At 73.5% G+C, this 18,639-nt stretch carries 12 protein-coding genes; 10 read left to right on the top strand and 2 right to left on the bottom strand.

Annotation, left to right across the window (positions count from 1 at the left end):
* Positions 1-209: 209 nt before the first annotated feature.
* From ACTMS0_RS14875 to ACTMS0_RS14835, 9 genes are all read left to right on the top strand, one after another.
* Entirely contained in the window at positions 210-1,286 is a 1,077-nt protein-coding gene (locus ACTMS0_RS14875) for a carboxymuconolactone decarboxylase family protein (protein ID WP_441155758.1), read from the top strand.
* A gap of 61 nt (positions 1,287-1,347) precedes the next feature.
* Positions 1,348-2,325, top strand: coding sequence for a DUF1702 family protein (locus ACTMS0_RS14870; RefSeq protein ID WP_441155757.1), 978 nt, complete (start codon positions 1,348-1,350; stop codon positions 2,323-2,325).
* Positions 2,326-2,516: 191 nt separating this feature from the next.
* Positions 2,517-3,491: a DUF1702 family protein gene (locus ACTMS0_RS14865; RefSeq protein WP_441155756.1), complete on the top strand. Its 975-nt coding sequence runs from the start codon at positions 2,517-2,519 to the stop codon at positions 3,489-3,491.
* 3 nt (positions 3,492-3,494) lie between these two features.
* Complete coding sequence (locus tag ACTMS0_RS14860; protein ID WP_441155755.1) at positions 3,495-5,462, top strand: CRTAC1 family protein; 1,968 nt, start codon at positions 3,495-3,497, stop codon at positions 5,460-5,462.
* Between the two features lie 5 nt (positions 5,463-5,467).
* On the top strand, positions 5,468-6,457 hold the full coding sequence (locus tag ACTMS0_RS14855) for an enediyne biosynthesis protein (protein WP_441155754.1): 990 nt from the start codon (positions 5,468-5,470) through the stop codon (positions 6,455-6,457).
* Positions 6,454-12,222: an SDR family NAD(P)-dependent oxidoreductase gene (locus tag ACTMS0_RS14850; RefSeq protein ID WP_441155753.1), complete on the top strand. Its 5,769-nt coding sequence runs from the start codon at positions 6,454-6,456 to the stop codon at positions 12,220-12,222. Before ACTMS0_RS14855 ends, ACTMS0_RS14850 begins: the two co-directional genes overlap by 4 nt.
* A gap of 4 nt (positions 12,223-12,226) precedes the next feature.
* Entirely contained in the window at positions 12,227-12,691 is a 465-nt protein-coding gene (locus tag ACTMS0_RS14845) for an acyl-CoA thioesterase (RefSeq protein ID WP_441155752.1), read from the top strand.
* A complete protein-coding gene (locus ACTMS0_RS14840; RefSeq protein ID WP_441155751.1) occupies positions 12,691-13,227 on the top strand; it encodes a flavin reductase family protein in 537 nt (178 codons plus the stop codon). The genes ACTMS0_RS14845 and ACTMS0_RS14840 overlap by 1 nt, the downstream gene beginning before the upstream one ends.
* A complete protein-coding gene (locus ACTMS0_RS14835) occupies positions 13,224-14,582 on the top strand; it encodes a cytochrome P450 (protein WP_441155750.1) in 1,359 nt (452 codons plus the stop codon). The genes ACTMS0_RS14840 and ACTMS0_RS14835 overlap by 4 nt, the downstream gene beginning before the upstream one ends.
* Positions 14,583-14,757: 175 nt before the next feature.
* Here the strand turns inward: ACTMS0_RS14835 and ACTMS0_RS14830 are convergent, their stop codons facing one another.
* Positions 14,758-15,543 carry a helix-turn-helix domain-containing protein gene (locus ACTMS0_RS14830; protein WP_441155749.1) on the bottom strand — a complete coding sequence of 262 codons (786 nt, stop codon included), beginning with the start codon at positions 15,541-15,543 and terminating at the stop codon, positions 14,758-14,760.
* Between the two features lie 500 nt (positions 15,544-16,043).
* Here ACTMS0_RS14830 and ACTMS0_RS14825 point away from each other — a divergent pair, with 500 nt between their 5' ends.
* Complete coding sequence (locus ACTMS0_RS14825; RefSeq protein WP_441155748.1) at positions 16,044-16,676, top strand: MerR family transcriptional regulator; 633 nt, start codon at positions 16,044-16,046, stop codon at positions 16,674-16,676.
* A gap of 426 nt (positions 16,677-17,102) precedes the next feature.
* Here the strand turns inward: ACTMS0_RS14825 and ACTMS0_RS14820 are convergent, their stop codons facing one another.
* On the bottom strand, positions 17,103-18,614 hold the full coding sequence (locus ACTMS0_RS14820) for a DivIVA domain-containing protein (protein WP_441155747.1): 1,512 nt from the start codon (positions 18,612-18,614) through the stop codon (positions 17,103-17,105).
* Positions 18,615-18,639 lie beyond the last annotated feature (25 nt).

Here is an 18,639-nt window from a genome sequence, read left to right as displayed (position 1 = left end):
GGCCGGACGGCGGTGGATCTTCTCGCAACGTGCGGCGTCCGCGACGGTCCGGAGTCGACGGTCCCGGACCGGGCGGCTGCGCAATCTGGAATATCCACACCGGCGGGCGACTGCCGCATGCTTGGGTGAGCGGATCGCTACACACCGTCGCCGCGGGGGCGTGCCACCATGCCGTGACCCCTCGGCGACACTCCACGGGGAGGCGGGCAATGGTTGCCGGACGGGTGGTCTCGTCGGTCGTCCAGCGCCAGGTCAGGTACGTCCGGCCGGTGCCGGCACCGGAGGCCGCGGGGGTGGTCGGCGCGGTCTACGCCCAGGCCGCCTCCGAGCAGCGCATCGTCAGTCCTCCGGTGCTGCTGCACTCGCCGGCGCCGCCGGTCCTGGCCGCGTACTGGATGCTCATGCGGGAACCCCTGCTGGCCACCGGCCGCGCCGGGCGGCTGGCGAAGGAGGCGGTGGCCGCCGCCGTCTCGGTGGCCAACATCTGCCCGTACTGCGCCGACATGCACAGCACCGGGATGTACGACCTGAGCGACGCGGGCGACGCGGAGGCGATCGTCGCGGACCGGGTCGAGCAGGTGCGCGACGACGCGGTCCGCCAGGTGGCGGGCTGGGCCCGGTCGGCGCACCTCGCCGACCTGCCGGGCGCCGCCGACGCCCCGTTCGAGGAGGCGGACCGCCCCGAGCTGGTCGGCGTGCTGGTCTCCTTCCATTACCTGACCCGCATGGTCAACGTCTTCCTCGCCAACTTCCTGCTGCCACCGGGCCTGGGGCCGGCCGCAAGGCGCCGGCTCAAGCAGGGCATCAGCCGGCTGCTGCGGCCGACGCTGCGCGAGCCGTACCCGCCGGGCCGCTCGCTGCCCCTGCTGCCGCCGGCGGACCTGCCCGCCGACGCCCGGTGGGCCGCCGGCAACCCGACCGTGGCCGCGGCCGTGGCCCGCTCCTACGCCGCCTTCGAGGCGGCCGGCCGGCGGACGCTCGGGCCGGCGGTCCGCGACCTGGTGCTCCGCCGGCTGGACGACTGGCGTGGCGAGGAGACCGGCCTCAGCCGGCAGTGGTGCGAGGACCTGATCGCCGACCTGCCGCCCGCCGACCGTGCCGCCGCCCGTCTCGCCCTGCTCACCGCGCTCGCCTCCTACCAGGTGGACGAGGAGGTGGTGGGAGAGTTCCGCGCCCACCACCCCGACGACCGCAGCCTGGTGGAGACCGCCGCCTGGGCGAGCTTCGTCGCGGCCCGCCGGGTGGGCAGCCACCACCTGCCGCGAGCGCGCCTCGCCGGCCGCTGACCGGCTCCGCAACCGGCGCGCGGCCCCGTGTGCCGTCCACCACCGATCCTGGGGAGGATCCATGGCAACCGCAGTGGGTTCGGTGCGCCGGATGCTGCTGGCGCCGGCCCTGGCCGACGTCTCGTTCCGCCGGCGGGGCTTCCCGGCGACGCCGTCGGCGACCACCGAGCGGCTGGAGGCGGTGCCGCGGGCGGTGATCTGCGGCTTCGAGTGGGGCGTCGACACCCGCGACCAGTGGGAGCTCGAGCGCCGCCTGGAGCTGGTGGACGAGGAACTGCGCGGCTTCGCGTACGAGGGCGCCACGATGGCCTGCACGGTGCTGGACGTCATGCCGGGCCGCTCGGACCGCACCCGGACGCTCCTGCTCGGGCCCGGGCGGCCGCACGTCTTCCTCGCGTACATCGGCATCGGCTTCGCCATGGCCCGGCTTCCGCGGCTGCTCTGGCGGAAGGTGCTGCCGGACCTGACCGGCATCCCGTACCACCCGACGATGAGCTGGCTGGCCGTCGACGGGTACGGCTTCGACCGGGCCTACTTCGACACCGCCCGGATCGTCGACCGGCAGGAGCGGCTCGCCCCGTACCCGTGGCAGGGTGCGGCGGAGTACTTCCCCCGGGCGGTGGACCAGGGGATCGGCCGCGCCCTCTGGTTCATCCACGGTGGACGCGTCCCCGACGTGGCGGCGGGGATCGGCCGGTTCGCCGCCGACCGGCACCCGGACCTGTGGAGCGGTGTCGGCCTCGCGGCCACCTTCGCCGGCGGCTGCGACGCCGGGCCGCTGCGCCGCGCCGCCGGCGAGCACGCGCCGGACCTCGCCCAGGGCGCCGTGTTCGCGGCGAAGGCCCGCTCCTGGTCCGGATGCGTCCCGGAGCACACCCGCGCGGCTCTGCTCGGGCTGACCGGGATGACGGTGGAGGCGGCCGCGGAGTTCGCCGACGAGGTCGCCGTCTCCGGCGCCGCCGGTGGGCGGGTGCCGCCGTACGAGATCTGGCGGAACCGGGTGCGCGCGCGATTCCACGCGGCGCCGGCGCGCGGTTGACCGCGCCGCGTCCACCGCCATTCGCGACGACGCCCACGCATTAGTGGGTACCGGCACTCTCCACTTTCGTCGCAATTGACAAGCGCCGTTCTTTCAATTCGCACAGTCGAAGAAGACATGACGTATCGACCACTGGCAGCATTTCATCCACAGTCGTCAGAGGACGAGCGCGTCCTCAGTTGGGGGAGACCGTGACCAGTGCCTGGCGTACGCTCAGACGTCGCATTCTCACGCCCGACGTGTCCGCCACGAACCTCGACGTGCGCGGATTCAAGGCCAAGGATCCGGCGGCGCGGGAATTGCTCGAGACGATCGGGCGCAGATTTCTCACCGGCTATTCCTACGCCGCCGAGACGCCCGCGCCCGGACCGTTGTCGCAGCGGCTCGACCAGATCCCGACGCGATTTCGCGGGTTCGCGTACGAAGGTGCGGCGATGGCCCTGGCGGTGCTCGACGCCTTACCCGGCCGGAGCCGCCACGTCGGGCGGTTCCTCGCCGGCCCCGGCGACCCCCACGTGTACATGGCGTACGTCGGGGTGGGCTGGGCGATGGCCCGGCTGCCGCGGTTCCGGTGGTCGACGCTGACCGCGCCCGACCCGCTGCTGCGCTGGCTGGTGCTGGACGGCTACGGCTTCCACCAGGCGTACTTCGCCACCGACCGGTACGTGTACGGCCAGTACCGCGAGGCCGCCTTCCCCTGGCCGCCGGGCGGCGCCCACCGCGGGTACGCCGACCGGGCCATCGACCAGGGCATCGGCCGGGCGCTGTGGTTCGTCTGCGGGACCGACGCCGAGCAGGTCGCCGAGACCATCGAGGGCTTCGCCCCGGACCGCCGGGCGGACCTGTACAGCGGCGCCGGCCTGGCGGCCACGTACGCCGGCGGGGCCGACGAGGAGGAGCTGCGGGCGTTCTGGCAGCGCGCCGGTGCGCACCGCCCGCAGGTCTCCCAGGGCAGCGTCTTCGCCGCGTCGGCCCGCGTCCGGGCGGGGCTCGTGGTCCCGCACAACGAGGTGGCCACGCGGGCGCTGTGCGGCATGACCGTGGCCGAGGCCGCCGACCTGGCCGACCGCCGCCGGCCGTCCGGGGAGATGCCGGGCGGGCCGCCCGCGTACGAGGTCTGGCGGCAGGGCGTGGCGGACGAGTTCGTCGTGATCGGAAGGAACTGACAGATGTCTATGACAGTGGGATGGCTGCGCCGCCAGCTGGCCGGGGTGCTGGCGCTCGTGCTGATGGTGGGCCTCTTCTTCGCCTCCCGGCTGCCGTCCGCCTCGGCCGACGAGCGGGAGGACCTGGCGGACCGCTACCGGTTCGCGCCGACGACGATCTCGCTGCCGGGCGGGTTCCCGCAGCAGACCATCCGTCGGGTCAACCAGGACTACAAGCACATCGACGCGTGGATCTCGTCGGTCGGCTCCGCCATCGCGATGAACGACCTCGACGGTGACGGCCTCGCCAACGACCTCTGCGTCACCGACCCCCGCACCGACCAGGTGAGCGTCACGCCCGTGCCCGGCCGGGGCGGTGACCGGTACGCGCCGTTCGCGCTGCGCCCGGACCCGCTGCCGATGACCACGCCGATGGCGCCGATGGGCTGCGTGCCCGGTGACTTCAACGAGGACGGCCGGATGGACCTGCTGGTCTACCTGTGGGGCCGGACGCCGATCATCTACCTGGCGAAGGCCGGCGTCACCGGGCTCTCCGCCGCCGCGTACCAGCCGACCGAGCTGGTCCCCGGCGCCGCCGACCGGTACACCGGGCCGCTGTGGAACACGAACACCGTCGCGGTCGACGACTTCGACGGCGACGGTCACGTGGACATCTTCGTCGGCAACTACTTCCCGCACGGGCCGGTGCTCGACGACACCCGCAGCGGCGGGGTCCAGATGAACGACTCGATGTCCAACGGCGTCAACGGCGGGGAGGACTACTTCTTCCGCTTCACCGGCGGCACCGCCGGCCCGGCCCCGACGGCGCGCTTCGCGCAGGTCGACGACGTCCTGCCCCGGAACGCGTCGAAGGGCTGGGCCCTCGCGGCCGGCGCGAACGACCTCGACGGGGACCAGCTGCCCGAGCTGTACGTCGCGCACGACTTCGGCCCCGACCGGCTGCTGCACAACCGCTCCACGCCCGGCCAGTTCAGGTTCGCGCTGGTGGAGAGCGCCGTCGGCCGGGCCGTCGTGCCCAAGTCCAAGCGGATCGGCCTGGACTCGTTCAAGGGCATGGGCGTCGACTTCGGTGACCTCGACGGTGACGGCCGGTACGACATGTTCGTCAGCAACATCACCACCTCCTTCGGCATCGAGGAGAGCCACTTCGCCTTCATCGACACCGCGAAGGACGACGCCGACCTGCGCCGGCAGTTCGCTCAGGGCCGCGCCCCGTACGCCGACCGCAGCGCGCCGCTCGGTCTCGCCTGGTCCGGCTGGGGCTGGGACGCCAAGCTGGCCGACTTCGACAACCGCGGCGAACTGGTCGTGGCCCAGACCACCGGCTTCGTCAAGGGCGAGGTGAACCGCTGGCCCCAGCTGCAGGAGCTGGCCACCGCCAACGACGAGCTACTGCGGCACCCGCTGTCGTGGCCGCACGTCACCGCCGGCGACGACATCGGCGGCAGTCAGCGACTGCACTTCTTCGCCAAGGGCCCCGACGGCCGCTACGTCGACCTGGCCGGTGAGCTCGGCCTCGCCGTCCCGGTGCCCACCCGGGGCATCGCCACCGGTGACGCCGACGGCGACGGCCGGCTGGACTTCGCGGTGGCCCGGCAGTGGGACGAGCCGGTCTTCTACCACAACCAGAGCCCGTCGCCCGGTGCGTACCTCGGGCTCCGGCTGATCCACGACGGTCCCGCCGCGCCGGCCGATGCCGGGCTGCCGGCACCGGGCTCACCGGTTGTGGGCGCCCAGGTACGGGTGACCACTGCCGACGGCCGGACCTTCGTCACCCGCGTCGACGGTGGCAGCGGCCACTCCGGCAAGCGCAGCCACGAGGCGCACGTCGGCCTGGGCCGGGACGTCACCGGTCCGGTCCGGGTGGACCTGCGGTGGCGCGACCGCACCGGGCAGGTCCGACAGCAGGAACTTCAGTTGACCCCGGGCTGGCACACGCTGCGGCTCGGCTCCCAGGCCCAGGAGAGGTGAGCGACATGACCGCGACCCCGACCGCCGCGCCCCGCCACGACCCCAAGGTGATCATGGCGCTGCGCAACTTCGCGATCTCGATCACGGTGTTCAACATCTTCGGCTACACCGTGCTGGGTTTCGAGCAGCCCTGGCTGTGGCCGTTCGTCGCCCTCGCCACCGGCTACGCGCTGGAGATCGTCCTCGAGACGGTGGGCGCCCGGGCGGAGGGCCGCGCCCCGCGCTACCTCGGCAACGGGCTGCGCGGATGGGTGGAGTTCCTCTACCCGGCCCACATCACCAGCCTCGCGATGAACATGCTGATCTACGTCAACGACCAGATCCTGGTGCTGATGTTCGGCGTGGCCGTCGCGATCGGCGCCAAGTGGGTCCTCCGGGCACCCCTCAAGGGCCGGATGCGGCACTACATGAACCCGTCGAACTTCGGCATCGCCGTGATCCTGCTGCTCTTCCCCTGGGCCAGCATCGCCCCGCCCTACCACTTCACCGAGCACATCACCGGCTTCTGGGACTGGTTCGTGCCGGCGATCATCATCGTCGGCGGCACCATGATCAACGGGAAGCTGACCGGCCGGATGTGGCTGATCCTGGGCTGGGCGTCCTTCTTCGTGGTCCAGGCCGTCGTCCGCGGCCTCATCCTGGACGTCTCGATCCCCGGCGCGCTGGCCATGATGACCGGCACCGCGTTCGTGCTGTTCACCAACTACATGGTCACCGACCCCGGGACCAGCCCGTCCCCGCCCGCCGCGCAGTTCGCCTTCGGTGCCGGCGTCGCCGTCGTCTACGGCTTCCTGACCGGCGCGGGCATCGCGTACGGGATCTTCTTCGCCACCGCCCTGGTCTGCCTCGCCCGCGGCGGCTTCCACTGGGCGCTGCACTTCGTCAACCAGGCCCGTGAGCGGCGCGAGGCCCAGGCGGGCCCGCCCGTCACCCGGGCGTCGACCGTCCCCGTGGTCGCCGCCCCCGATTCCGGCAAGGAGGTTGTGCCGGCATGAGCAGGATCGCCATCGTCGGGATGGCCAACCGCTACCCCGACGCCACCTCGCCCGGCGAGCTGTGGGAGAACGCGGTCGCCGGTCGTCGCGCCTTCCGCCGCCTCCCGGACGTGCGGATGCGGCTGGACGACTACTGGGACCCGGACCCGGCGACCCCGGACCGCTTCTACGCCCGTACCGCCGCCGTCATCGAGGGGTACGAGTTCGACCGGATCGCCTACAAGATCGCCGGCAGCACGTACCGGTCCACCGACCTCACCCACTGGCTGGCGCTGGACGTCGCCGCCATGGCCCTGGCCGACGCGGGTTTCCCGATGGCCGAGGGACTGCCCCGCGAACGCACCTGCGTCGTGATCGGCAACAGCCTCACCGGGGAGTTCTCCCGCGCCAACCAGCTGCGGCTGCGGTGGCCGTACGTGCAGCGGATGGTCGCCGCCGCGCTCAAGGAGCAGGACTGGGACGACGACCAACTCGCCGCGTTCCTCGCCGACTTCGAGGCCCGCTACAAGGCGCCGTTCCCCGGGATCGACGAGGACACCCTGGCCGGCGGCCTGTCCAACACCATCGCCGGCCGGATCTGCAACCACTTCGACCTCAAGGGCGGCGGGTACACCGTCGACGGCGCCTGCTCGTCCTCCCTGCTCTCCGTCGCCACCGCCTGCAAGACGCTGCTCGACGGCGAGGTCGACGTCGCGGTGGCCGGCGGGGTGGACATCTCGATCGACCCCTTCGAGATCATCGGCTTCGCCAAGACCGGCGCGCTGGCCCGCAGCGAGATGCGCGTCTACGACCGCCAGTCCAACGGCTTCTGGCCGGGCGAGGGCTGCGGGATGATCGTGCTGATGCGCGAGCGGGACGCCCTCGAGGCCGGCCACCGCGTCTACGCCACCATCGCCGGCTGGGGCATCTCCTCCGACGGCAAGGGCGGCATCACCCGGCCGGAGGTCAGCGGCTACCAGCTCGCGCTGCGCCGCGCGTACGAGCGGGCCGGGTTCGGGATCGACACCGTGGGCCTGTTCGAGGGGCACGGCACCGGCACCGCCGTCGGCGACGCCACCGAGCTCAAGGCCCTCTCGTTGGCCCGCCGGGCGGCCGACCCGCGCGTTCCGAAGGCCGCGATCAGCTCCGTGAAGGGCATGATCGGGCACACCAAGGCGGCGGCCGGTGTCGCCGGCCTCATCAAGGCCGCGATGGCGGTGCACCACGAGATGATCCCGCCGGCGATCGGCTGCGTCGACCCGCACGAGCTGCTCACCGCCGACGACGCGGCGCTGCGGGTGCTGCACCGGGCCGAGCCGTGGCCCGAGGACACCCCGGTACGCGCCGGCATCACCGCGATGGGCTTCGGCGGCATCAACACCCACGTGGTGCTGGACAAGCGGGAGCCGAAGCGGCGCACCAGGATGGACAGCCGCACCCGCAACCTGAGCCGCTCGGTGCAGGACGCGGAGCTGCTCGCCGTCGACGCGGACTCGGCCCGGCTGCTGCGCGACCGGGTGCAGCAACTGCTGGACTTCGTCCCCCAGGTCGCGTACGCCCAGCTCGGCGACCTGGCCGCCACCCTGCACCGAGAGCTGCAGGACCGGCCGTACCGGGCGGCGGTCGTGGTCTCCTCGCCGGAGGACGCGGAGCGCCAGCTGCTGCGCGTCCGGGACGCCTTGGACGCCGGCGAGACCCGCCTGCTCACCGCCGACGGGCGGGCCTTCTGCGGCCACGTGGTCGAGGAGGGCCGCATCGGCTTCCTCTTCCCCGGCCAGGGCTCCGGCCGCGGCACCAGCGGCGGCGCCCTGCGCCGCCGGTTCGGCCGGGCCGAGGACGTGTACGAGCGGGCCGCGCTGCCGACCAGCGGCGACATGGTGGCCACCGCGGTCGCCCAGCCCCGCATCGTCACCGGGTCCATGGCCGGCCTGCGGGTCCTCTCCGACCTCGGGATCGAGGCGCGCGTGGCCGTCGGGCACAGCCTCGGCGAGCTGTCCGCCCTGCACTGGGCGGGCGCGATGGACGGTGACACGCTGCTGCGGGTCGCCGGCGTACGCGGCCGCACCATGGCCGAGCACAGCGCCTCCGGCACCATGGCCAGCCTGGCCGCCGCGCCGGACGCGGTGGCGGGCCTGCTGGCTGGGCAGCCGGTGGTCGTCGCTGGCTACAACGGCCCGCAGCAGACGGTGGTCGCGGGGCCGGTCGACGCCATCGAGGCGGTGAGCCGGGCCGCGAAGGACGCCGGCATCAACGCCACCCGGCTGTCCGTGTCGCACGCGTTCCACTCACCGCTGGTGGCGCCCGCCGCCGCGGCCTTCGGCGAGCGGCTGGCCGAGGAGCACTTCGGACCGGTACGCGAGCCGGTGGTCTCCACCGTTACCGGCGAGGTGCTCGGCCCGGACACCGACATCCCGGCGCTGCTGCACCGGCAGATCACCGACCCGGTGCTCTTCGCCCAGGCCGTCGCCCTCGCCGCGAAGGACATCGACCTGTTCGTCGAGGTCGGCCCCGGCCGCGTGCTCAGCGGCCTGGCCGCCGGGGTGACCGACGTGCCGGCTGTGGCGCTGGACACCGACGACGAGTCCCTGACCGGCCTGCTGCGGGTGGTGGCGGCCGCGTACGTCACCGGCGCCGCCGACGTCCACCCGGGCCTGTTCCACGGCCGGCTCATCCGGCCGGTGCAGCTCGGGCAGCAGTTCAGCTTCTTCGCCAGCCCCTGCGAGGCGGCTCCCGCCGTCGACGTCCGCGTCGTCCCGGCCGCGGCGCCCGCCACGGCCGAGCCGGCCACCCCGACCGAGGGTGGTGGTGAGTCCGGCCTGGAGCTGCTGCGGCGGCTGGCCGCCGAGCGGGCGGAGCTGCCGTTGGAGATGGTGCGCGACGACAGCCGGCTCCTCGACGACCTGCACCTCAGCTCGATCACCGTCGGCCAGGTGGTCAACCAGGCCGCCCAGCAGCTCGGCATCGGCGCCGCCGAGACGCCGACCAACTTCGCCACCGCCACCCTGCGTGAGCTGGCGGAGGCGTTCGACGAGCTGCACCGGACGGCCCGCCCGGCCGACGCCGAGCGGGGACCGGCGGTGGCCGGCGCCGCGCCGTGGTCCCGGTCGTTCCGGCTGGACCTGGACCCGGTGCCGTTGCCGGCGCGCGGCCCGGCCGAGGAGAACGGCCACTGGCGGGTGTACGCGCCGGACGGCGACCCGTTGGCCGAGGAGCTGCGGCGCGGCCTCGAACGTGGCCAGCTCGGCTCCGGCGTGCTGGTCTGCCTGCCCGCCGACTGCCGGGAGGAGCACCTGGACCTGGCCCTCCAGGGCGCCCGGGCCGTCCTGAGCGGCCAGCTCGGCGACCGCTTCGTCGTCGTCCAGCGCGGGCGCGGCGCGGCCGGCCTGGCCAAGACGCTCCGGTTGGAGGCCCCGAACGTCCGGGTGACCGTCGTGCACACGCCACCGGCGGGAGCGGCGGCCGAGCGGGTGCTGGCCGAGGTCGCCGCCACCGAGGAGTTCGCCGAGGTCCACCACGACCAGCAGGGACGCCGGCTCGTGCCGAGCCTGCGGGCCATGCCGGTACGGGCGGCGCGGCCCGTACCGCCGCTGGGCGCCGACGACGTGCTGCTGGTCACCGGCGGCGGCAAGGGCATCACCGCGGAGTGCGCGATCGTCGTCGCCCGCGACACCGGGGCGCGGCTCGCCCTGCTGGGCCGCTCCGACCCGGCCGCCGACGAGGAGCTGGCCGCGAACCTGCGGCGGATGACCGAGCAGGGCCTCACTGTCCACTACGCCCGCGCCGACGTCACCGACGCCGGGCAGGTCCGGGCGGCGGTGGCCGAGGTGACCGCCGCGCTCGGCCCGGTCACCGGCGTGCTGCACGGTGCCGGCCGCAACGAACCGGCCGCGCTGACCAACCTCGACCGGGATGCCGTCCGGCGGACGTTCGCGCCGAAGATCGACGGCCTGCGCGCGGTGCTGGACGCGGTCGACGCGGACCGGCTGAGGGCGCTCATCACCTTCGGCAGCATCATCGGCCGCAGCGGCCTGCGCGGCGAGGCGCACTACGCGATGGCCAACGACTGGCTCGCGGACCTCACCACCGAGTTCGGCCGCCGCCACCCGGCGTGCCGCACCCTCTGTCTGGAGTGGTCGGTCTGGTCCGGGGCCGGCATGGGGGAGCGGCTGTCCGTGGTCGAGGCCCTCGAACGCGACGGCGTCACGCCGATCACGCTCGACCAGGGCGTGGAGATCATGCGCCGGCTGCTGGTCGACGCGGACGCCCCGCCGGTCGTGGTCGTCAGCGGCCGTACGCAGGGCATCGACACGGTCCGGCACCACGTGCCCGACCTGCCGCTGCTGCGCTTCGTCGACCGGCTGCTGGTCCACTACCCCGGCGTCGAGCTGGTCTCCGAGACCACGCTCAGCCCGGACACCGACCGTTACCTTCCCGACCACCTCCTCGACGGCAACCTGCTCTTCCCGGCGGTGTTCGGCATGGAGGCGATGGCCCAGGTCGCGACCGCGCTGACCGGCCGCCGGTCGGTCCCGGTGATCGAGGGGGCGGAGTTCGTCCGGCCGATCGTGGTGCCGCCCGACGGCAGCACCACCGTCCGGGTGGCCGCGGTCGTGACCGACGACGACACGGTGCAGGTGAGCATCCGCAGCGCGGAGACGGGCTTCGCCGCCGACCACTTCCGCGCCCGCCTGCGCTTCGCCGACGACCCGGCGCCGGCCGGCCCGCCCGAGCAGGTCGGGCCCGGGCTGCCGGACGTTCCGCTGGTGCCGGACCGTGACCTGTACGGCGACGTCCTGTTCCAGGGCGAACGGTTCCAGCGGCTGCGCCGCTACCACCGCGCCGCCGCCCGGGACGTCGACGCGGACCTCGCGGTGCGCCCCGACACGGACTGGTTCGCCGGCTTCCTGCCGGCGGAGCTGATCCTCGGTGACCCCGGCATGCGGGACGCGCTGATGCACGGCAACCAGGTGTGCGTCCCGCACGCCACACTGCTGCCCGCCGGCATCGAGCGGGTCCACCCCGGCGGGCCGGCCCTGGCGGCCGCGGGGGAGGTGCGTTACTGCGCCCGCGAACGCAGCCGCGACGGGGACACGTACGTCTACGACATCGCCGTCCGGGACGCCGACGGGCGGGTCCTGGAGCGCTGGGACGGGCTGCGGTTGCAGGCCGTCCGCAAGCGCAGCGACGTGCGCTGGGTGGCGCCGCTGCTCGGCCCGTACCTCGAACGGGAGTTCGGCGACCTGCTCGGCGCGCCGATCGCGGTCGCGGTGGAGCCCGACGCGCCCGGCGACGGCGGTGCCGGCGCCGCCGGCCGGGGCCGCACCGCCCGTGCCGCCGGCCGGGCCGTCGGCCGCGCGGTCGACCTGCGGTACCGGCCTGACGGGCGTCCGGAGTTCGACGGCGACCGGCAGCTGTCCGCCGCGCACGGCGCCGGCCTCACGTTCTGTGTGGTCGGTCCCGGTCCGCTGGGCTGCGACGTGGAGCCGGTGGCGGCCCGCCCGGTGCCCGAGTGGGACGGGCTGCTCGGCCTCAACCGCGGCCTGGCCGATCTGATCGCCGCCGAGACCGGCGAGGACCTCGCGGTCGCGGCGACCCGGGTCTGGACGGCGACCGAGTGCCTCCAGAAGGCCGGGCTGCCGCAGCGCTCGCCGCTGGCCCTGCTCTCCGCCGGGGACGGGCGGGTGCTGCTCGCCTCCGGGGACCTGCGGATCGCCACCGCGCCGGCCACCCTGCGCGACCAGGCCGCGGCGGTGGTCTTCGCCGTGCTGACCGGGAAGGACGGCTGACGCGATGGCGGACTACTACGAGTACCGGCACACCGTCGGGTTCGAGGAGACGAACCTGGTCGGCAACGTCTACTACGTCAACTACCTGCGCTGGCAGGGCCGTTGCCGGGAGATGTTCCTCTTCGAGCGCGCCCCGGAGGTGCTCGCCGAGGTCCGTGACGACCTGAAGCTGTTCACCCTGAAGGTCGACTGCGAGTTCTTCGCCGAGATCACCGCCTTCGACGAGCTGTCCATCCGGATGCGGCTGGTCGACCTCGCCCAGACGCAGCTCGAGTTCAGCTTCGACTACGTCCGACTCGACCCGGGCGGCGGCAGCACGCTCGTCGCCCGGGGCCGGCAGCGGGTGGCCTGCATGCGGGGACCGAACACCCGGACCCAGCCGGCCCGCGTGCCGGAGGCGCTGGTGCGGGCCCTGCGCCCGTACCGCGCCCCGACCGGGGGGCAACTGGCCGGAACCAGGAGGACCTGATGAGCATCGACCATCTGACGTCCGTCGCGGCCACCGACCCGGACGGTCTGCGGGGGGCGTTCGGGACCTTCGCGACCGGGGTGACGGTGGTGTCCGTCGGCGGCCCGCTGCCGCACGGCATGACGGCCAACTCGTTCACGTCGGTCTCCCTCGACCCACCGCTGGTGCTGGTCTGCGTGGACCGCCGCGCCGTCATGCACGACCGGCTCCTCGCCGCCGGGGTCTTCGGGGTCTCCGTGCTCGCCGACGACCAGGAGAAGGTGGCCCGGCACTTCGCCGACCGCCGGCGCCCGCTGGGCGCCGCCCAGTTTGAGGCGGTGGACTGGACGCCGGGCCGGGTGACCGGGGCACCGCTGATCGACGGTGCGCTGGCCCGGTTCGAGTGCGCCGTCTGGCAGGTGTACGACGGCGGCGACCACAGCATCTTCACCGGGCGGCTGCTGTCGGCCGAGCGGCGCGGTGACGAGGATCCCGTGCTGTTCCTCCGGGGCCGCTTCCGCCGCGTGGTGGCCGAAGCGAGCGGGGTGGCGACGTGACGCTGGTGGCGGCCGGCCGGCGCTATCCCGGACCGACCGGCCCCGCCCTGCTCCGGTCGCTGTGGCAGCTCGGCCGGGACCGGCTGGGCCTGATGAGCTCCGCCGCCCGTTACGGCGACGCCGTGCGGCTCGGGGCCGGACCCCGGTCGCTGTACTTCTTCAACCACCCCGACCACGCCAAGCACGTCCTGGCCGACAACAGCCAGAACTACACCAAGGGGATCGGGCTGGTGCACGCCCGGCGGGCGCTCGGCGACGGCCTGCTGACCAGCGAGGGCGAGCTGTGGCGCAAGCAGCGGCGGGTGATCCAGCCGGTGTTCCAGGCCAAGCGCATCGCCGGCCAGGCCCACGCGGTGGCGGAGGAGGCCGACCGCCTCCTCGCCCGGCTGCGGGCCCGCCGGGGCGCGGGCCCGGTGAACCTGACCGACGAGTTCACCGCGCTCACCCTCGGCGTCCTCGGCCGGACGCTGCTCGACGCCGACCTCGACGCGTTCACGTCCGTCGGGGCGGCGTTCGAGGAGATGCAGAACCAGGCCATGTTCGAGATGGCCTCGATGAGCGTGGTGCCGATGTGGGTGCCGCTGCCCCAGCAGCTGCGGTTCCGGCGGGCCCGCCGGGAACTCGAGCGGATCGTCGGCCGGCTGGTCGCCGACCGGACCGCCCGCGGCGACGTGGTGGGCGCCGACGATGCGTTGTCCCGGCTGATCGCCTCCACCCGCGACGAACCGGATCCCCGGGTCGCCCGCCAGCGGATGCGCGACGAGCTGGTGACGCTGCTGCTGGCCGGGCACGAGACCACCGCGAGCACGCTCGGGTGGACCTTCCACCTGGTCGACCGGCACCCGTGGGTACGGCGGCGGCTGCGCGAGGAGGCGGTCGAGGTCCTCGGCGACCGGCTGCCGGAGTACGCCGACCTGGCTCGGCTCACGTACACGAAGATGGTGGTCAGCGAAGCCATGCGGCTCTACCCGCCGGTGTGGATGCTGTCCCGCCGGGCGCGCGGCGCGGACGTCGTGGACGGGTATCGGGTTCCGGCCGGGGCGGACGTGCTGATCTGCCCGTACACGCTGCACCGGCACCCGGCGTTCTGGCCGGAGCCGGAGCGGTTCGACCCGACGCGGTTCGACCCCGAGGCGACGGCGGACCGGCCCCGGTACGCCTACGTGCCGTTCGGCGCCGGGCCGCGGTTCTGCGTCGGGAACCACCTGGGCCTGATGGAGGCGGTGTTCGTGGTGGCGATGGTGTCGCGGGAGTTCGACCTCGTGGCCCCTGCGGGGCAGCGGGTGGTCGCCGAGCCGATGCTGTCGCTGCGGGTGCGGGGCGGCCTGTCGATGACGGTCCAGCCCGCGGCCTGAGTCCGCGCGACCGGTGGGCGGGTGCGGAAGCACCCGCCCACCGTCGTGCGTGCCGCCCGCCCCGCCGGGCGACGTCGTCGTCGCCGCCGTGCGCCCCGGGACGCGGCGAGACGCCGACGGGATCCCCTGTGGACCCCGCCGGCGTCCCAATTGGGCAGGCGGGTCGCGCGGACGCTCAGGCGGCCGCTGCGGCCAGTTCCCGGCGGCTCTGTTCGTGCACCGCCGCGCGGCGGACGTCGAGCAGGGCCAGCAGCACCGGCGGGTCGACCGAGCGGGTCGGCGAGAGCTGGAGGTCGCGGGACCGCGTGACGGTGCCACGTCGCACCGTCAACGGCCCCACGCTGCCGACACAGGCCGGGTACGGCTCGGCCAGCGAGCCCTCCGGGTCGTTGCCGGCGACCGAGTGGGCGAGCAGGTACCACTCGCCCTCGGGCACCCGGTCGAGGTGCAGGTGGCCGGGCTCCCGCATGATCGCGCAGCGGACCGGACGCCCCTCGGGGATCCGGTCCGGGAACAGCCCCGCGAAGATGAGGGCGGGCTCGTGGGACGACGAGGCCCGGATGGCGCCGCTCACCGACCCGGTGGCCGACTCCGGCAGGGCGTGGTCCATGACGGGTACCTGTGGCGTGAAGCCTCCCAGCCGCCGGTAGGTGGTGGGGGAGAGGCCGACACTGCGGCTGAACCGTGAGCTGAAGGTCCCCACGCTGGTGTAGCCGACCTGGATGCTGATGTCCGCGACCGTCATGGACGTGGAGACCAGCAACTGCTTCGCGCGCTGCAGTCGCAGCGCCGACAGGAATCGCGCCGGGGTCACCCCGGTCGCCTTCTGGAAGATGCGGGAAAAGTGGAATTTGCTGAACATGGCGGTGCGTGCCATCTCATCAATGGTGAGTTGCCTGCTCAGATCATTGTGCATCAACTCGATGACACGCTCGGCAACTTTCTCGACAGTATGCGACAACTTCGTCTCCCCCAGGTTTTGTCGAAAATGGTTGCCCAGTACCGTCGAACGCGCGGTGCCGACATTTCCGGTCGCCGGTCGGGCGAATCGCTCTACGTCGGGGCGCGCTCCTTCTCCAGCGGTTTCTGGAGTGACCGGCCTGGTTGCGGATCAGGACGTTCAGTCAATCATTCAATGGCTGTCGGCGTCCGTTCAATAAACTCCCCAGGAACATGGACAGGCAGGTCAGAACGGAATGGATATTAGCCGACACGATTGTGTGCGGCAACGCCCTACCGTGTGTCGGCCGACCGTCGGTGACGCTTCGTAACCGGCAAGAATGAGAATCCCAGGGGTGCCCGGGCGGGGCGGTCGACAGTAGTAATCACTGGTGTCCATGATGTACCTCCGAGCCGACATGTGTGGATGTAGAGTTGCCCTCCGATCGGCGCTCCCGCTGCCGGTCGGCCGCTGTGGGACACTATGGCGTGCGAGGTCGGCGGCGAGTGTAATGGAATTTGATGCGCATTTCGGAGCTCAGCAAGCAGAGCGGTCTGTCCGTCCCGACAATCAAGTTCTACCTGCGTGAGGGGCTACTCCAGCCCGGCGTGCGCACCGGTCGCAACCAGGCGGAGTACGCCGAGGAGCACCTCGCCCGCCTGCGGTTCATCCAGGTCCTCACCGGCCCGGGGCGGCTCGGGATCTCGGACGTGCGCGAGGTGCTGGCGGCGATCGACTCGCGGGGCCGTCCACTACGTGGACTGTGTACGGTGATCAACGCCACGGTGGCGGCGATGCCGGCGGTGGACGGCGAGGACGACCTGTGCCGCGAGGTCGACGGGTACGTCGACCGGCTGGGCTGGCAGGTGGGCGACGACGCGGCGGAGCGGCGGACGCTCGCCCAGGTGCTGGCCATGCTGCGCCGGCTGGGCTGGTCGGACGGTGTCGAGGTGTTCGACGCGTACGCCGAGGCCGCGCGCGAGCTGGGCGCGTACGAGGCCGCGGACCTGCCGGCCGACCCACCGGACGCGGAGGCGTGCATGCGCCTGACCGCGCGGCTCGTGCTGCTGGACGTGGCGTTGACCGCGCTGCGGCGGATGGCACTGACCCACCACGCCGGCACGCGTCGTCACTCGGATGCGCAAGTTCCATAGCGGAGCGTGTTCGATCCTGCACCAGTGGCGCAATCTCAGAGAAGATCAACTCGGGGGACGCCGGGGGCGGGCGGGCGCGGCCGACGGCCGCCGAGTGTGAATGGCGGATCGCTTTTCGTGGCTGATCCGCGCCGGCGGGAAATGCCCGTGCCACCCGCTGCGGTCACCCCCGCTCGGGGCCGCCGGGAACGCTGGGGAATTCCCGGGCCGGTACCGGGGAAGGCGGAACTCCACGTCGGACGGTGGCGATTCTCGCCAGCCGACCGGCATCGGCGGAAAAGGACCGCCGCGTGACCGTTCGGCCGAAGCGACCGGCGCGACTCGACGTACCCCGCTCCGCCAATCGCCGTACCGGATGAGCCGAACGGCCGAGCCGGAAGCCGGCGCGGCCGTTCGGGGGCGTCAGGTTGTCGCGGCCCGGCTGTCTCAGCCGCCGGCCGCCACCGTCTCCTTCGCGCCGCCCGGATCCGCCGCCAACGCCTCCGGCTCCTCGTCGGACGGTCGCTCGTCGCCGGCCGGCTCGTCGCCGGGCTGCTCCGGCCGTTCGTTCGCCGCCGGGTGGACACCCGGATGGTGTGGTCCGGGGGCCTCCGGTCGCCCGCTGGCCTCGGCCGGCACGTCCGGCTCCGGTTCCCCGGCCGGCGCGGCGTCGGTACCGGTGCGAACGACCACCTGTGGATACTCGGCCGTCTCGCCGCCTCCGGCGGCGGCCGCCATCACCGCCGCGGCGGCCAGGTCGGCCACCCGCTTCGCCTCCCGCTTGACCCGCGCCCGCACCTCCTTGGCGTGCTTCTCGGCGGAGTCCGCGGCGCGTCGGGCCTCCTCCAGCCGGTGCAGCTGGTCGGCCAGCTCCCGCCGGGCCTCACCGAGGCGCTGCCGCACCGTGACCAGCTCCCGCTCGGTGGTGTCCCCCTCCTGGCGGACCTGCTCGAGCTGCTGCTGGGTGGTCTCCAAGTCGGACTGGAGCCGGGTGAGCGTCTCGCGGCGGTCCCGGATGCCCTGCTGCACCGTGGTGAGCTGCTGCTGGTGGGCGGCGGCCTGCTCGTCGGCGCGCTGGCGCACCTTGGCGGCGTACTGCTGCGCCTCGGCGATGAGTGTGGCGATCTCCTGCTCGGCGGCGCTGCGCTGGGCGGTCAGCTCCCGCTCGGCGGCGGCGTGCTGCTCGGTCAGCTCCTGCTCGGTGGCGGTGCGTCGGTCGTTCAGCTCCCGCTCCACGGTGGCCTGCCAGCGCGCCAGCTCCTCCTGCGTCCGGCTGCGCGCGGCCTGCACCTCCTGCTGGATCTGGGTCCGGGCGGAGGTCAGGAACGCCTCGGCCTCGGCCCGGGCCTGCTCGACCTTCTGGGCGCTCTGCTCCTCGATGCGGGCCGCCTCCTGCCGGGCCCGCTCGTGGGCGGCCTCGCCGGCCTCCCGCAGCTGCTCGGCCGCGGCCCGGATCTCCGCCAGCTCGGCCTGGGCGGCGGCGCGCCGCTCCTCGTCCACCTTCTCCTGCGTGGCGCGGCGGGTGGCCAGGTCCTCCTCGAACTCGCGCAGGGTCCGCGCCGCGTGCTCCCGCGCGTTGGTGAGCGCCTTCTCCGCCTCGGCCTCCATCTCGGCCGCCCGGGCTCCGGCGGCCTCACCGATCACCTCGGCCTGCCGCTCGGCCAACGCCAGGATCTGCTCGACCATCGGGCCCAGGTCGCGGAACGCGGCCCGGTCGACCCGTGCCGGCCGCTCGCGCAGGTCGGCGACCTCCGCCTCCAACTGCGTGAGGTGCGCGGACAGTGCGTCCAGCCGGGAGTGCGCCTCGTCGCGGTCGGCCACCGTCCGCGCCAGCTCACCGTCGAGCTGGTCGAGGTACCGGTCCACCTGCCGTTTGTCGTAACCCCGAAGGGCGAGGTCGAAGGTCGGCCGCGACGTGTTGTCGTCGCGGACCGCGAACGGCTCGTCGCCGTGGGACATGCTGCATCCTCCGTACGATCGCGAG

The organism is Micromonospora sp. H33 (genome assembly GCF_052068455.1).
In the GTDB taxonomy this organism is placed as follows: Bacteria; Actinomycetota; Actinomycetes; order Mycobacteriales; family Micromonosporaceae; genus Micromonospora.
Note: the sequence above shows the minus strand (reverse complement) of the source record. Positions and strands in the feature narration are given on the sequence as shown.

Excerpts from the sequence above, each read along its gene's own strand:
- ACTMS0_RS14860 (WP_441155755.1), top strand. The coding sequence starts at position 3,495 with ATGTCTATGACAGTGGGATGGCTGCGCCGCCAGCTGGCCGGGGTGCTG.
- ACTMS0_RS14855 (WP_441155754.1), top strand. The coding sequence starts at position 5,468 with ATGACCGCGACCCCGACCGCCGCGCCCCGCCACGACCCCAAGGTGATC.
- ACTMS0_RS14825 (WP_441155748.1), top strand. The coding sequence starts at position 16,044 with ATGCGCATTTCGGAGCTCAGCAAGCAGAGCGGTCTGTCCGTCCCGACA.
- ACTMS0_RS14820 (WP_441155747.1), bottom strand. The coding sequence starts at position 18,614 with ATGTCCCACGGCGACGAGCCGTTCGCGGTCCGCGACGACAACACGTCG.
- ACTMS0_RS14875 (WP_441155758.1), top strand. The coding sequence starts at position 210 with ATGGTTGCCGGACGGGTGGTCTCGTCGGTCGTCCAGCGCCAGGTCAGG.
- ACTMS0_RS14850 (WP_441155753.1), top strand. The coding sequence starts at position 6,454 with ATGAGCAGGATCGCCATCGTCGGGATGGCCAACCGCTACCCCGACGCC.
- ACTMS0_RS14845 (WP_441155752.1), top strand. The coding sequence starts at position 12,227 with ATGGCGGACTACTACGAGTACCGGCACACCGTCGGGTTCGAGGAGACG.
- ACTMS0_RS14840 (WP_441155751.1), top strand. The coding sequence starts at position 12,691 with ATGAGCATCGACCATCTGACGTCCGTCGCGGCCACCGACCCGGACGGT.
- ACTMS0_RS14870 (WP_441155757.1), top strand. The coding sequence starts at position 1,348 with ATGGCAACCGCAGTGGGTTCGGTGCGCCGGATGCTGCTGGCGCCGGCC.